The 13,729-nt window shown below is 39.2% G+C and carries 15 protein-coding genes; 8 read left to right on the forward strand and 7 right to left on the reverse strand.

From position 1 onward, the window contains the following. The 7 genes from GX437_02000 to GX437_02030 form a co-directional block, all read right to left on the reverse strand. On the reverse strand, positions 1 to 884 hold an 884-nt coding region (locus GX437_02000), incomplete at its 3' end, for a universal stress protein (protein NLJ06421.1). Between the two features lie 81 nt (positions 885 to 965). Next, positions 966 to 1,343: a YraN family protein gene (locus GX437_02005; protein NLJ06422.1), complete on the reverse strand. Its 378-nt coding sequence runs from the start codon at positions 1,341 to 1,343 to the stop codon at positions 966 to 968. Beyond that, the gene (locus GX437_02010) at positions 1,340 to 2,284 is read right to left on the reverse strand and encodes a bifunctional riboflavin kinase/FAD synthetase (protein NLJ06423.1); all 945 of its coding nucleotides are present in this window, start codon (positions 2,282 to 2,284) and stop codon (positions 1,340 to 1,342) included. Before GX437_02010 ends, GX437_02005 begins: the two co-directional genes overlap by 4 nt. Further along, positions 2,284 to 2,994, reverse strand: coding sequence for a tRNA pseudouridine(55) synthase TruB (gene truB, locus GX437_02015; GenBank protein NLJ06424.1), 711 nt, complete (start codon positions 2,992 to 2,994; stop codon positions 2,284 to 2,286). The genes GX437_02010 and truB overlap by 1 nt, the downstream gene beginning before the upstream one ends. 2 nt (positions 2,995 to 2,996) lie before the next feature. Next, positions 2,997 to 3,776 (reverse strand): undecaprenyl-diphosphate phosphatase, encoded by a 780-nt coding sequence (locus GX437_02020; GenBank protein ID NLJ06425.1) that lies wholly within the window; start codon positions 3,774 to 3,776, stop codon positions 2,997 to 2,999. After that, entirely contained in the window at positions 3,763 to 4,068 is a 306-nt protein-coding gene (locus tag GX437_02025; GenBank protein ID NLJ06426.1) for a DUF3098 domain-containing protein, read from the reverse strand. The genes GX437_02020 and GX437_02025 overlap by 14 nt, the downstream gene beginning before the upstream one ends. 10 nt (positions 4,069 to 4,078) lie before the next feature. Next, a complete protein-coding gene (locus GX437_02030; protein ID NLJ06427.1) occupies positions 4,079 to 4,942 on the reverse strand; it encodes a cell division protein FtsX in 864 nt (287 codons plus the stop codon). Positions 4,943 to 5,058: 116 nt separating this feature from the next. Here GX437_02030 and GX437_02035 point away from each other — a divergent pair, with 116 nt between their 5' ends. The 8 genes from GX437_02035 to GX437_02070 form a co-directional block, all read left to right on the forward strand. Next, positions 5,059 to 5,784, forward strand: a complete 726-nt coding sequence (locus tag GX437_02035; protein NLJ06428.1) for a type III pantothenate kinase — start codon at positions 5,059 to 5,061, stop codon at positions 5,782 to 5,784. Next, the gene (locus GX437_02040; protein ID NLJ06429.1) at positions 5,777 to 7,072 is read left to right on the forward strand and encodes a hypothetical protein; all 1,296 of its coding nucleotides are present in this window, start codon (positions 5,777 to 5,779) and stop codon (positions 7,070 to 7,072) included. Before GX437_02035 ends, GX437_02040 begins: the two co-directional genes overlap by 8 nt. 1 nt (position 7,073) lies before the next feature. After that, positions 7,074 to 8,477 (forward strand): tetratricopeptide repeat protein, encoded by a 1,404-nt coding sequence (locus GX437_02045; GenBank protein ID NLJ06430.1) that lies wholly within the window; start codon positions 7,074 to 7,076, stop codon positions 8,475 to 8,477. 10 nt (positions 8,478 to 8,487) lie between these two features. Continuing rightward, a complete protein-coding gene (gene lptC / locus GX437_02050; protein ID NLJ06431.1) occupies positions 8,488 to 9,024 on the forward strand; it encodes an LPS export ABC transporter periplasmic protein LptC in 537 nt (178 codons plus the stop codon). A gap of 59 nt (positions 9,025 to 9,083) precedes the next feature. Next, positions 9,084 to 10,562 (forward strand): phytoene desaturase, encoded by a 1,479-nt coding sequence (gene crtI, locus GX437_02055; protein ID NLJ06432.1) that lies wholly within the window; start codon positions 9,084 to 9,086, stop codon positions 10,560 to 10,562. Positions 10,563 to 10,566: 4 nt separating this feature from the next. Continuing rightward, positions 10,567 to 11,403, forward strand: coding sequence for a phytoene/squalene synthase family protein (locus GX437_02060; GenBank protein NLJ06433.1), 837 nt, complete (start codon positions 10,567 to 10,569; stop codon positions 11,401 to 11,403). 10 nt (positions 11,404 to 11,413) lie between these two features. After that, entirely contained in the window at positions 11,414 to 11,935 is a 522-nt protein-coding gene (gene idi, locus GX437_02065) for an isopentenyl-diphosphate Delta-isomerase (protein ID NLJ06434.1), read from the forward strand. 108 nt (positions 11,936 to 12,043) lie between these two features. Next, positions 12,044 to 13,729: hypothetical protein (locus GX437_02070; GenBank protein NLJ06435.1), on the forward strand; the 1,686-nt coding region annotated here is incomplete at its 3' end.

Consider the following 13,729-nt stretch of genomic DNA (forward strand, 5'->3'; position numbering starts at 1 on the left):
GGATCGAATAAAACATCGAGGGTGGTCAGAGATTTTCCTGAAGGGACAATACTCATCACCGGAATATCTGATTCCCTGATGATTTCAAGTGCATGAGAACCAATAAAATATTCAGTTATATCGAGTTCCTGCTGGGTCATGATCATGATCAGTCCGGCTTTCAGTCTGGCAGCATATTCAATGACTATTCTGGCAATATCCCCTGTTTCATCCTTTACCAGCTCCGTAGTGCAATCAATTTTTTCCGCTATGATTTTCGTTTTGGCCTCCATCATCTTCTGATAAATCAGGCTTTCTTTTTCCTTAATGTTGACATTCAGAACAGAAACAATATGAATTTTAGACTTGAAATATCTGGCAAACTGAATGGCATAAGCTACTTTTTCTTTGGTTTCTTTGGTAAGATCGAGGGGAAGAACAATATTTCTGTAAGAAATTTTCTGTTCAAGTCCTTTAACGGTAATCACCGGAATTTTTGATTCCTTGATCACTGCAAGGGTATTGCTGCCAATAAATTTTTTCGTAATGCCCGATGTTCCGTTGGTTCCCATTACAATCAGCCTTGCCCCGATTTCATCAGCCGTTTCAAGGATGGAACGGTAAACTTTTCCTTTCGTTACCATGACTGAGATGGTGGCATTGGATACTTTTGTCGATTCTGCCTTAATATTTTCGAGTTTTTCCAGTGCCTTTTCCCTTATTTCCTGATAATCATCGTGAGGCCTGACAAAGTTCAACAGACTGCCCGACTGTTCCACCACAAATAATATCACTATTTCAGCATCAAAGAGGCGGAATAAGTTAAGGGTATGTTCGAGAGCAACCATCGATTGCTCCTGAAAATCAACGGGGACAAGTATCTTATTTTTTGAATCGCTTTTCATATTAATTTACATTAGTCAGTTTTCTAAAAGGGCTTCAAAAATACATCATTAGCCCGATTTATGCCTGTATATTTTTAAAAATCATGTCCATTCGCTGTCGTCCATCCACTCCACAGCATCTTCAAAATGAGAGACAATGGTTTTCTGTCCGTCAAAAATAACTGAAACAATATCAATTCTGATCTCGTTATCTATTTGGTATTCTTCAAGATATGCGTCAATTGCCCTGAGGAGTCTGATTTTTTTCGACCTGTCCACTGCTTCTTCGGGAAAACCGTGCATGGTGCCTGTCCGTGATTTTACTTCCACGAACACATAGAGTTCATTTAATTTAGCAACAATATCAATTTCATCTTTATCGTACGTCCAGTTACGGTGTAAAATCTGATAACCCTTTTTTACCAAAAATTTTACAGCTTCTTCTTCTCCTTTCCTGCCGGTTTCTAAATGCGTACTCAATTTTTCAGATACTGTGAAATTTTTTGTAAGGATATTTCCCTGTCGGCATTCATCTGTTGCCGCAACTCATTGAGGTTGTTGAATTTAAGTTCATCTCTCAGCCTTTCCAGAAAATATACCGTGATGTTTTTACCATAAACATTTTTCGAAAAATCAAAAATATTAACCTCGACCGAACGCCCTTTCCCATGAATGGTAGGATTTTCACCTGAATTAAGCATGCCGAAAAACTCCTCATTATCGATTTCAACCTTAACCAGATAAACCCCGTCTTTGGGCATTTGCTGAACATCCTGCTCAAAATCAATATTGGCAGTGGGAAAATCAAGTTTTGATCCGATATTCATACCTTTTATTACCTTGCCATCCATAAAGTAATGGTAGCCCAGCATTTTATTGGCTCTTTCAATATCACCTTCAATAAGAAACCTGCGGATTTTTGTACTGCTGACTGCAATGCCATCGAGAATAAAAGGCTCTACTTCAAAAACCTCGATATTGTATTGTTTATGCTGTTGGTTTAAAAGCTGATAAGAGCCCTGTCTGTCTTTGCCAAAACGATGGTCATAGCCGGAAACTACTGCGCTGACATCAATTTTTTTAATCAGCAGATCTTCAATAAATTCCAGATAATTCTGCTGCGAAAATTCCACAGTAAAAGGTAAAACAAGAAGATTGTCAATACCAATATTTTCAAAAAGATATATTTTATTTTCAAGTGTGGACAGCAGTTTTGGCATATCGTCAGGCGGGCTGAGAACCCTTCGGGGATGAGGCCAGAAGGTAATGACAAGATTCCGGCAGTTTTTCTCGTCTGATACTGATTTCAGTTTTTCCAACACCTTTTGGTGCCCGAGATGAAGGCCGTCAAATGTGCCAATGGTAACCACCGGCTTGTGAATTTCATATTTCAGGTTGTAAATGTCTGTAAAAACTCTCATTAAAGAATCACCTGTTTAGCACCAGAGACAATATTTTTAAAAGACGCAAAATTAACAGCTTTTTTAATATGAAAATCACCGATCTGCGTTCTTTGGAGCCAGGTGAGCACTGCCGCACTTCCAAGGCTTTTCCCGAAATCATGAACCAGAGAACGGATATAAGTTCCTTTGCTGCATTTTACCGTAAAAGTAAGCTGATTGCCTTCAAATGCATTGACCTGAAAATCGTAAATGTTTACCCTCCTTCCCTCCAAAACAGGATTTTTCCCTTTTTTCGCCAGCTGATAAGCCCGCTTTCCTTTTAATTTTATGGCTGAAAATACAGGAGGTTGCTGAATAATTTCTCCGGTAAATTTTGCAACAGTTTCTCTGATTAACTGATCGTCAATGTGGTCAATCGGATAATTTCCCGTAACTGGCGTTTCAAGATCATAGGAAGGTGACTCTACACCCAATTGTAAAGTACCGGTATATACTTTCGGGAGGTTCTGATATTCTTGAATGCTTCTGGTTTTTTTCCCGGTACACAAAATCAGTAAACCTTCTGCCAAAGGGTCAAGTGTGCCGGCATGCCCGATTTTTTTTATCGGAACAATTGATTTAATCTGCCTGATGACATCAAAAGATGACCATTTGAGTGGTTTATCAAACAGGATAACTTCTCCGTTTTCAAAATCAATGATTTCAGGTGAAGCATCTATATCAATCATCATCAGACGACCTTGAGTTCAACCCCCATGAGCAATAAAATCAGCAGGGCTCCTCCGAGGATAATACGATACCAGCCAAATAGTTTAAATCCATACCGCGTCAGGAAAGTAATAAAGCCTTTGATGGCAAGCATTGCCACCACAAAAGCCACCAGATTACCTATCAGGAGAGTATTGATATTGGAGGCATCGAGCAGTTCATAGTTTTTAAGCAGTTTATATGCTGAAGCCAGCAACATGGTGGGTACGGCAAGGAAAAAAGAAAATTCAGCGGCACTTTTTCTGTCGAGTTTCTGGCTCATTCCACCAATGATGGTAGCTGCAGAACGAGAGACACCGGGGATGACAGAAATGATTTGGATAAGTCCGATGATAAAAGCATTTTTAAAGGACATTTTTTCAATATCAGAAGTGGAATTCTTAAACCATTTGTCCACAAACAACAGTACCACACCACCGGCAAGAAGAGAAACGGAAACAATCAACACGCTTTCAAGCATCTGATCGATAAGTTTTTCAAGAAGAAAAGCAAGAATAAGCGGCAGGCAGGCAATAGCCAGCTTGTAATAAAATCCGAGAGATTTAAAAAAACGTTTCCAGTAAAGCACCAGCACGGACAAAATTGCCCCGAACTGAATATTGACCAGAAAAGCCTTGGTAAAATCGTTGGCTTCGACCCCGAGAAGCGCCTGGGTGATAATCATGTGGCCGGTGGAGCTGATGGGAAGAAACTCGGTAATGCCTTCAACAACGGCAATAATGATACTTTCAACCGTTGTCATGTTCCGTTTTCCTGCCTGGTTTGTACATGATGGCAAATGCTACAATGGCAAATCCAATCATGATGACAATAACTGAAAGCCCTGTTTTTCTGAAACTCATGATATTCTGAGTCCCTGTCATTAAAATGTAGCCCAAAACCGTAATACCAAAACCAATTAGCATCAAGATGTAGTTTATTTTGCTGAAAGGCAGGGATTCGCCTGCAAAAATACCTTTTTGTCTTACCGGCTGTGGTTTTACAGGAGCCGGCTTTTTCCCTTTCTGGTTTTGCTGAACTTTTTTCTCTTTCATTGATTCATGTTTAATAAAGATCGTCCAATTTCATGCGCAGATATTTTTTGACGCTGAAATAACTGCTTACAAAGGTAATGATAACCCCAAATACAATCAGTAACAGGCCAAGTAAAATATTGGTTGTAACATCAAGACTCCAGTCAATATTAAATCTAACCGTTATAAAATAGACAACAGCGACCAGCAGAATGATGGCTGTAATACTTCCGATAATTCCGAATTTAACTGCTCTCATGATGTAGGGTTTGGTGATAAAAGACATGGTAGCCCCTACCAGTTGCTGTGTCTTTATCAGAAATCGCTGACTATATAAGGTAAGCCTGATCGTATTGTTAATCAATACAATAGCTATTAATAAAAACAGAATCATAAAACCCAGAATAATCATACCTCCTACCCTGACATTTCTGTCAATATTTTCAAGAATGACTTTCTGATAGGCAATTTCTTTGACAAAAGGCATTTTTTCGAATTGAGTTTTAAAAGCTTCCACACTATCCACCTGGGCATAAAAAGCATGAAAATAAACATCAAGAGAAGCCGGGAACGGATTAAATCCCAAAACAGCTTCAGCATCTTCACCCAGCTCCGACAGCATAATTTCTCTGGCCTTTTCTTTCGAAATAAATTCTGTCTTTTTTACATAATATTCATTATCAAGGGTTTTTTGCATTCTGATAATATCAGCGTTACGTGCATCTTCAGTAAATATGATATTGACCTGCAGATTTTCTTTCAGATATGTTTTAAGCTGGTCGGCATATAAGACCAGTATGCCTAAAAGCCCGATCAGAAATAAAACAAGCGTAATACTGACAAAAGGAGATAAGAAAGAACCTCTTCTTCGCCTGATATTTTTTGTTTTTTTCACAAAACAGTTTTTTTTATACTAAAACAAAGGATAATTTTGCTGTCAAAAATAAGGGATTATATCTGTTTTGTTTAGCCGCTGGTTGATTTTTCGTAATATTGTTGAAAATTTTAAGCATGCACCTCGTCATAGATATTGGCAACACTTTTATCAAAACTGCTGAATTCAAAGGAAAAAAAATGATTTCTCTGGCAAAATCGCCACTGAAAGACTTCAATGTTCCCATGCTGACTGCAAAAGGAAAAACTTATCAGTCGGCCATTATTTCCTCAGTTATCGGTGATCATCCTGAACTGGATGAATACCTGTTAAAAGTAAGCCACAAGCTTATTCATTTCGGTAAAAATACAAGCATTCCCTTGAAAAATCTGTATAAAACGCCTGAAACCCTTGGAAAAGACCGATTGGCAATGGCTGCAGGGGCGGCCATGATGTTCCAGGGCAGAAATATCCTTATTGTAGATGCCGGCACCTGCCTGACCTTCGATTTTGTGAGCCAAAACAGTGAATATCAGGGCGGGAGCATCCATCCCGGCCTGATGATGAGATTTAAAAGTCTGAATAGTTTTACAGCCCGCTTGCCATTGATCAGGTTTCAGGAAGATTATTTCAGACTGACAGGCCAAAGCACTGAAGAATCAATATTGTCGGGTGTTCAGTACGGAATGGTGGCTGAAATAAATTCGGTCATCAGCGATTATAAAAAACACTATGGTAAAGTTAAAATAATTTTAACAGGAGGAGACAGTGCCTATTTGTCAAAATATTTAAAAAGCCCGATTATTGCAGACAATTTTTTTCTTTTAAAATGCCTTTATAAAATACTTTTATTTAATGCTTAAAGCAAGACTATCGCTGATTTTTTTTCTGGCATGCTCCTGTCTGATACTACAGGCACAAACGTTTAAACATCCATACTCCTTTTACGGTATAGGAATACCTGAAGATCAGGCAACAGCAAGAAATGCCGGAATGGCCGGGATTTCCGTTTCGGGAGGAAATGAATTTTCATATTCTCCGGTCAATCCTGCCACTTATTCCCTCCTGAATTACACCAATTTTTCCATGTCTGTCAGAGGGAAAATTTTTAACCTGAGTCAGGACACCATTCACTCGTGGTCGAATCTGTTCAGCTTCGCTCATTTCGGGTTGGGTTTCCCAATCTCCAAAAAGCTCAAATGGAATGCTTCTTTCGGCCTGCAGCCCCTCAGCAGAACCGGTTATAAATCAGTATTTTCTATTGCAGGAGGGCACGACACCCTTGACTTTACAGAAAAATTTGAACTTACCGGAGGCTTTTCAAAAGCATATCTGGGAAGCTCAGTTAAACTTTTCAGGGATATTTATGCAGGGGTGAACCTGAATTATATTTTTGGCAATACCCATGTCTATCATTCCATGCTTTTCGATGATGAACTGGCCTTGCTGGGTTTTATTTCTGAGAAAAACAGCTTTTTTGGCAATATTGGTTTTGATTTTGGCTTGCATGGAAAATTCAAACTGAATGAAAACAACTTTCTTTTTGCCGGAGGGTATTTCAGCCCTTCCGTAAAATTCAACATTTCCAATGATGAGGTAGTAACAAGTTTTCTGAACGAAGATTCCAAAATCACTTTTAAAGATACCATACTGATGACCAATCAGATAAGCGGTAATTTTTCTATACCGTTGAAATATGGTGCAGGCCTTTCGGTTTTACTCAATAACAGGCTTTTTGCAGGTATTGACTACAAGTTTGAAAAATGGTCATCCTTTTCTTTTCCGGGGATTACACAAAATCTTGCTGATCAGCATGAATTCTCACTCGGAGGCGAATATACACCCAATAATGAAGACCTTAACTATTTCAGGCGGGTAACTTACCGTGCTGGCATTAAATATGCCTTAACCTACCTGAATGTTCCTGTAAATCTTGATCATACGCCCATGCAATCTGAAAATTTAAATAAGGCAGCACTGACAATAGGAGCCGGTTTTCCCATCAGGAAAACAAGTTCATTTATTGATGTGGCGATTGAGGCTGGTAAAACGGGAAGATTATATGAAGACATTATCCGTGAATACTATTTTCTCATAAACGTAGGATTCAGGTTTAATGACAATTGGTTTATAAAAGCAAAATACGAATAACATGAAAACAAAAACATTGTTCACTACTGCGTTATTTCTCGGCCTTTCCACAGGCTATTTTTACGGATGTCAGGCAAAAACAAAACCTGTTGTTTCTCCCGTAAATGAAGAAATGACGGAAATCAGAACCGAAACCCTTGTACAGGAAATCATCAGTGAAGAGTCAGTTCCGGCAGCTCCCCTGACCGATAACAAAGACAGCATTAAAAACCTTGAAGAATATTCACTTTACATTGAATATTTCAAGCAAAATGCCTATACGGATGCCTGGCCACACTGGAAATATCTGTTTATCAATGCACCTTCTTTCAATAAAGGCCTTTATGTGAATGGAGCAACCATGGCAACCGACTTTATCCAGAAAGAAAAAAATGCTGACCGGAAGAATCAGCTGATTGACACCCTGATGCTTATCTACGACCAGCGTATCAAATATTTCGGAGAAGAAGGATATGTATTGGGGAGAAAGGGATCAGACTTATTCAAGTTCAGGCCATCTGATTACGAAAAAGCCTATCAATTTCTGATGAAATCGATTGAAATTGAAGGGAATAAATCAGCCAAAACGGTTCCTTATTATTTTATGGCCACCTCTGTCTATATGTTAAAGGATAAAAAAATAACCGATCAGGTGATGATGGATAATTTTATCAAAGTCAACGATATTGTTCAGTTTAATTTAAATAATGGCGCAGAAGGATGGGATGCAGTTCAGAACAATGTTCTGGATGTAGTGAAGGATGCTCTGAAATGTGATATGCTGGTAACGAACTTTGCCAATCTCTTCAATGCCAATAAGGAAAATTTATCCGTTCTTAAACGTTTCCAATCTATTATGGAAGCCCGCAGCTGTACCGACAACACCACCTATATCCAGATCAGCGAACAGATTTTCAGGATGGAACCGGTAGCAAAATCTGCATACAGTTTAGGGATCTATTACCTTGGAAAAAATGATTATACCAAGGCTATCAATTATTTTGACAAAGCCTATTCCCTTGAAAATGAAAATACAATCAAGGCAAAATATGCGCTGGCAGTAGCAGAAGCCTACAAAAGGAGCAACAATTTCCCGCAGGCCAGAAGCTGGGCACAGAAAGCCTCCTCAGCTCTTCCCGAAAGCCCTGATCCCTATTTGTTTATTGGCCATTTATATGCCTCGAGTTATAAAAACTGTGGAAACACCTCTTTTGAACAAAAAGCCGCACTTTGGGCAGCTGTTGATCAGTTTGTTATTGCTCGCTCGAAAGGAAGCACCGAGGCATCAGAATATATCAGCCGCTATTCGGCCATGTTTCCGACCAAAGAAGACGCATTCTATCAGGACCCACCCGTCAGGGAAGGTGATTCTTACTATGTTGGCTGCTGGATTGGCGTTTCCACTATTGCACGCTTTATTCAGTAAATAACTGATAATGTACAGGATATTTTCGCTTCTTTTTCTGGTTTTCCTGTTGTTTTCCTGCAAAAAAAGCGACTTAAGCGAAGTGAATGAACTTACAGCAGAAAAAAACGCCCCTGATGAAACCGGATTTGACATTGAATTCATTTTCAGTGATTCGGCAAGGGTGAAAGCGAAGATGAATGCTCCTAAAATGAATGTTTTCACAAAAGAAGACCCTCGTCTTTTGCTGCCAAATGGCATTGAAGTGGTTTTTTATGACAACAATCTCCATCCCAATGCTTATTTATTTGCAAAAAAAGGCACCAGAAAACTCAGGGAAAAAGTGGTTATTTTACAAGACAGTGTGGTGGTTGTCAATCTGAAAGGCGATACTCTGCGAACATCCGAACTGATTTGGGAGGAGCAGACTGACAAAGTGTACTCAAAAAAATTTGTTACCGTCAAAACAAAAGATGAAATCATCAAAAGCGAAGGATTTGAATCCGATCCGTCATTCAGTTTTTATAAGTTCTACAATATTCGCGGGACTATAAGCCTTCGGGATTAAACTTTTGCATTTATTCTGAACAAAATTTCCTCTCGTTTGTTTCATTTGCAAAATCAGAAATGAAACAAAAAGTCAGCATTATCGGAGCAGGATTCTCAGGACTTTCAAGTGCAAGTGTGCTTGCGCAGGAAGGGTTTGAGGTTCATGTATTTGAAAAACACAATATTCCCGGAGGCAGAGCCAGAAAGTTTTCAGAAAACGGATTTACCTTTGATATGGGGCCAAGCTGGTACTGGATGCCCGATGTTTTTGAAAGATTTTTCAATCGTTTTGGAAAAAAGACAGAAGATTTTTATACCCTTGAGCGTCTCGATCCGGCCTACCGGGTTTTTTACGGAAAAGATGATTATCTGGATGTTCCCTCCGGCAGGGAAAACATCATACAGCTTTTTGAAAGCATTGAAAAAGGAAGCGGGGAGAAACTCGATAAATACCTTCAGCAGGCAGAATATAAATATCAGGCCGGGGTCAATGATCTGGTATATAAACCCGCCCTGTCATTTACTGAATTTCTGAAACTCAGATACCTGAAAGATTTATTCCGTCTCGACCTGTTTAAAACAATGGATCGTTACGTAAAAGAAAATTTCAGAGATCCAAGGATTTATCCTCTGCTTCAGTTTCCGGTAATTTTTCTCGGGGCTACACCAAAACGTACCCCTGCTCTTTACAGCCTGATGAACTACAGTGATTTTGAGCTGGGAACCTGGTACCCCAAAGGTGGAATGTATCAGGTGGTTGAAGCCATGTATCAGCTTGCAGAATCGCTGGGGGTTATCTTTCATTTTAATTCGGAAGTTACTGAAATACAGATAAATAAAAACAGAATTGAAGCAATTGTTATCAATGGTGAAAAATTCATGACAGACTTTCTGATTGCAAGTGCCGACTACCGGTTTGTGGAACAGAAGCTGTTACCCGCACCATACAGGAAGTATTCGGAAAAATATTGGGAAAGCAGGGAAATGTCTCCTTCTTCCCTCATCTTTTATCTGGGCATCAACAAAAAACTCCAACAGTTCAGACACCACACCCTGTTTTTCCATGAATCATTTGAACAGCACGCCAATGCCATCTTTGAACATCCTGAATGGCCTGAAAAACCATTGCTCTACACATCCTGTACTTCCTTGACAGATCCTTCCACCGCTCCCGAAGGCATGGAAAACCTGATGGTGTTAATTCCGGTAGCCTCCGGACTGAAAGATACCGAAGAAACAAGAAACAAATACTATCAGTTGATATTAAATGAACTGGAACGACTGACCGGCCAGAATATCAGGGATCATGTCGTATTTAAAAAAATATATGCACATAACGATTTTGAAAAAGACTACCATGCCTTTAAAGGAAATGCCTACGGGCTTGGAAATACGCTAATGCAGACAGCCTTTCTGAAACCTTCTATCAGAAATAAAAAATTACCCAATTTGTTGTACACAGGGCAACTGACTACCCCGGGGCCGGGTGTTCCCCCAACCATCATTTCGGGGCAGGTGGTCAGCGATTACCTGATTAAAAATCATTTAAAAAGATAAAATCATGAAAGAAATTTACGATAAACTTTCTTACCAGATCAGCAAATCGATTACGCGTGCTTATTCCACCTCTTTTACACTCGGTATCAGGCTATTAGACCCAAAACTCAGAGGTCCTATTTATGCTATCTATGGCTTTGTCAGGCTGGCAGATGAGATTGTTGATAGTTTTCATGATTTCAATAAAGTTGAATTACTTGAAAAATTCACTGCCGATACATGGGAGGCCATTGAGAAAGGGATTAGCTTAAATCCGGTTCTGAATAGTTTTCAGCAGGTTGTGAATGAATATCAGATTGATCACCAGCTGATAAGCACTTTTTTGAGAAGCATGGAAATGGATCTGGACAAAAAACAATACAACCAAAAACTTTACGAACAGTATATTCTTGGATCGGCAGAGGTTGTCGGATTGATGTGTCTGAAGGTTTTTGTTTACGGAGACGAAAAAAAATACGATGAGTTAAAATACTCAGCCATGAAATTAGGTTCTGCCTTCCAGAAAATAAACTTCCTCAGGGATATTCAGGCCGATTACAAGAATATGGGAAGAAGTTATTTCCCTGATATCAATTATGAATACTTTAATGAGACAGCCAAAAGTTCAATTGAGAACGACATAGAAAAAGACTTTCGTGATGGATATGAGGGGATCAGAAAATTGCCCGCAAAATCAAGGATAGGGGTTTATCTTGCCTATGTATATTATTATCAGCTATTTAAGAAAATCAAGAAGACACATGCACGTCATATCATGGAAGAAAGAATCAGAATAAATAATGCCCGTAAATACGTGATACTTTTTTCTTCCTATCTTCGCCATACCATGAATATGCTTTAATTTTTGAAAATTGAGAGACAAAGTAGTTTTGGTTGACAAAAATGACCGTGAAGTGGGCATCATGGATAAAATGGAAGCCCACCGGAAAGGAATCCTTCACCGTGCATTTTCTGTATTCATCTTTAATGAAAGCAACGAACTCCTTCTGCAGCAAAGGGCTCTCAGCAAATATCATTCACCCGGCTTATGGACAAACACCTGCTGCAGTCATCCTCAGGCAGGGGAAGACGTCAGATTTTCGGCAAAGTCAAGGTTAGTGGAAGAGATGGGCTTCAGCTGCGAGATCGAAAAACAATTTGAGTTTATCTATCATGCCGGGGTCGGAGACGGACTTATTGAACATGAACTCGACCATGTTTTTACAGGGTATTATAACCACGACCCCAAACCAGAGCCATCAGAAGTGGCTGATTTTAAATGGATTGAAATCAATCAACTCCTTAAAGATGTCAGTGAAAAACCGGAAAAATTCACCGTTTGGTTCAGGATAATTCTTGAACAATATATCCGCTTTCTGAACCTGAAAAAATAATTCAAAAAAAATTTCTCTTTTGCTACACAAACAAATATTTTCTTTATATTTGCCTGTCTTAAGTTTATAAACTTTTTGTAAGTCATTTAACATAAATAAAACAAAACTATGAGAAATTTTAAAGGAAAACACGTCAATATTCGTATGCTTGTTCTGATAAGCATGCTGATGGTATCTTCTTTCGTCTATGCACAGACCACCTACACCCTCTCAACCTCTCCACCTTATTCACCCAATACAACAACCTCAAACACCTATGGATTATGTTTCAATGTGGGTGCAAAAAGTGCAATTCTGATAACAAAGTTAAAAAGTACTTTTTCTTCAACTGGCACCTTATCCATCAAAGTATGGTATAAAAAAGACAGCATTAATGGAGTTCCCAATATTTCGACTGCTAATGGCTGGATACTCCATCAAAACGTCAGTGTCAGTGTTAGCCAAACCACCAGCCCGACAGAATTTTCCCTGACCAATCCCATTGAAATTCCTGCAGGAAAAGTTTACGGGCTATATATAGAAGGTTACCCAAAATATGTAAGTAGCGGTTCTCCGCAGTTTTTTCAGGACGCAAATGCCTATATCAATGTTGGCAGTAATGTCGGGTATTGTTTATTACCCGGAAGTACTTCCGCCCTTGGACTGCGTCAATGGTGCGGGGCTATTGTTTATCAGCTGGCTATAGTTGCCGGATTTGACCTTGAAGTGATCAGCATTGATTCTCCGGTCGTGTTTAAACAAGGCAATAATACCATTTATACCACAGTCAGAAACAACAGAACCGACACCATCCGTTGGTTTGACATTGCTTATCAGGTTGACAACAATTCACCTGTGGTTGTTACCAATCATTATCCTGCCTCTCCCATCCTGATCAATAAAACCTATCAGTATAAATTCAGCACCCCCTGTAACCTGCCCAACCAAGGAACATATAATATTAAAGTCTGGGTAGCCAATGCAAATGACTCTACCCCTGATAACAAGCCCGCAAATGATACGATTAAAAAGACTATATGCACTGGTATAAGCGGAACCTTTACCATAGGCGGAAGCGGAGCCGATTTCAGTAATTTTGCCTCAGCAGTGGGCGCATTAAAATCCTGCGGCATCTCCGGTCCTGTAACATTTCTTGTCAGCCCGGGTACTTATAATGAAAGAATAGAAATACCTGAAATTATTGGCACCAGTAAAAATAATCAGATCAAATTCCTTGGTTCCGGAATCTCAACCTGTAAAATCACTTATGCAGGAACAAGTTCAGCCTATTCCACCATTTATCTTAATGGTGCTGACTATGTTACTTTTGACGGTTTTACCATAGAAAACACAGGGACTACCTATTCTGTCGGAATAACACTTGGAAATAATGCCAATAACAACGTGATTTCAAACAATCTTATTTCTGTATATGCAGGAACCTCATCCTACATGATTGGCCTCAGGGGTTCAGCCAGCGATGGCTCAACTACAGCCGGTTCCATCGGGTTCAACAACTACATCTATAACAACCGTATCACCGGAGGTTATTACGGCATTTATTGGTACAATTCGGGAAGCTCTACTTCAGCAAAAACTTACTTTAACAATACATACGAAAAAAATATTATTGACAATTTCTATTACTACGGGGTCATGATGTATTACAACGGAGGTACCAAATTCAAATTCAACAAAATCTATCAGCCAAGGTATTCCTATGCCTACGGATTAATGATGTACTACCCCGCTGGCGATACGATTGTTTCAAATGTCATTGAACCCGGATATATCGGTATTTATTATTATTATTAC

Source organism: Sphingobacteriales bacterium, assembly GCA_012517435.1.
GTDB lineage: Bacteria > Bacteroidota > Bacteroidia > CAILMK01 > JAAYUY01 > JAAYUY01.

What these genes read in the sequence shown, in the direction of transcription:
- GX437_02010 (NLJ06423.1), bottom strand. Translation starts at nt 2,284, where the DNA reads ATGAGAGTTTTTACAGACATTTACAACCTGAAATATGAAATTCACAAG.
- truB (NLJ06424.1), bottom strand. Translation starts at nt 2,994, where the DNA reads ATGATTGATATAGATGCTTCACCTGAAATCATTGATTTTGAAAACGGA.
- GX437_02020 (NLJ06425.1), bottom strand. Translation starts at nt 3,776, where the DNA reads ATGACAACGGTTGAAAGTATCATTATTGCCGTTGTTGAAGGCATTACC.
- GX437_02025 (NLJ06426.1), bottom strand. Translation starts at nt 4,068, where the DNA reads ATGAAAGAGAAAAAAGTTCAGCAAAACCAGAAAGGGAAAAAGCCGGCT.
- GX437_02035 (NLJ06428.1), top strand. Translation starts at nt 5,059, where the DNA reads ATGCACCTCGTCATAGATATTGGCAACACTTTTATCAAAACTGCTGAA.
- GX437_02040 (NLJ06429.1), top strand. Translation starts at nt 5,777, where the DNA reads ATGCTTAAAGCAAGACTATCGCTGATTTTTTTTCTGGCATGCTCCTGT.
- GX437_02045 (NLJ06430.1), top strand. Translation starts at nt 7,074, where the DNA reads ATGAAAACAAAAACATTGTTCACTACTGCGTTATTTCTCGGCCTTTCC.
- lptC (NLJ06431.1), top strand. Translation starts at nt 8,488, where the DNA reads ATGTACAGGATATTTTCGCTTCTTTTTCTGGTTTTCCTGTTGTTTTCC.
- crtI (NLJ06432.1), top strand. Translation starts at nt 9,084, where the DNA reads ATGAAACAAAAAGTCAGCATTATCGGAGCAGGATTCTCAGGACTTTCA.
- GX437_02060 (NLJ06433.1), top strand. Translation starts at nt 10,567, where the DNA reads ATGAAAGAAATTTACGATAAACTTTCTTACCAGATCAGCAAATCGATT.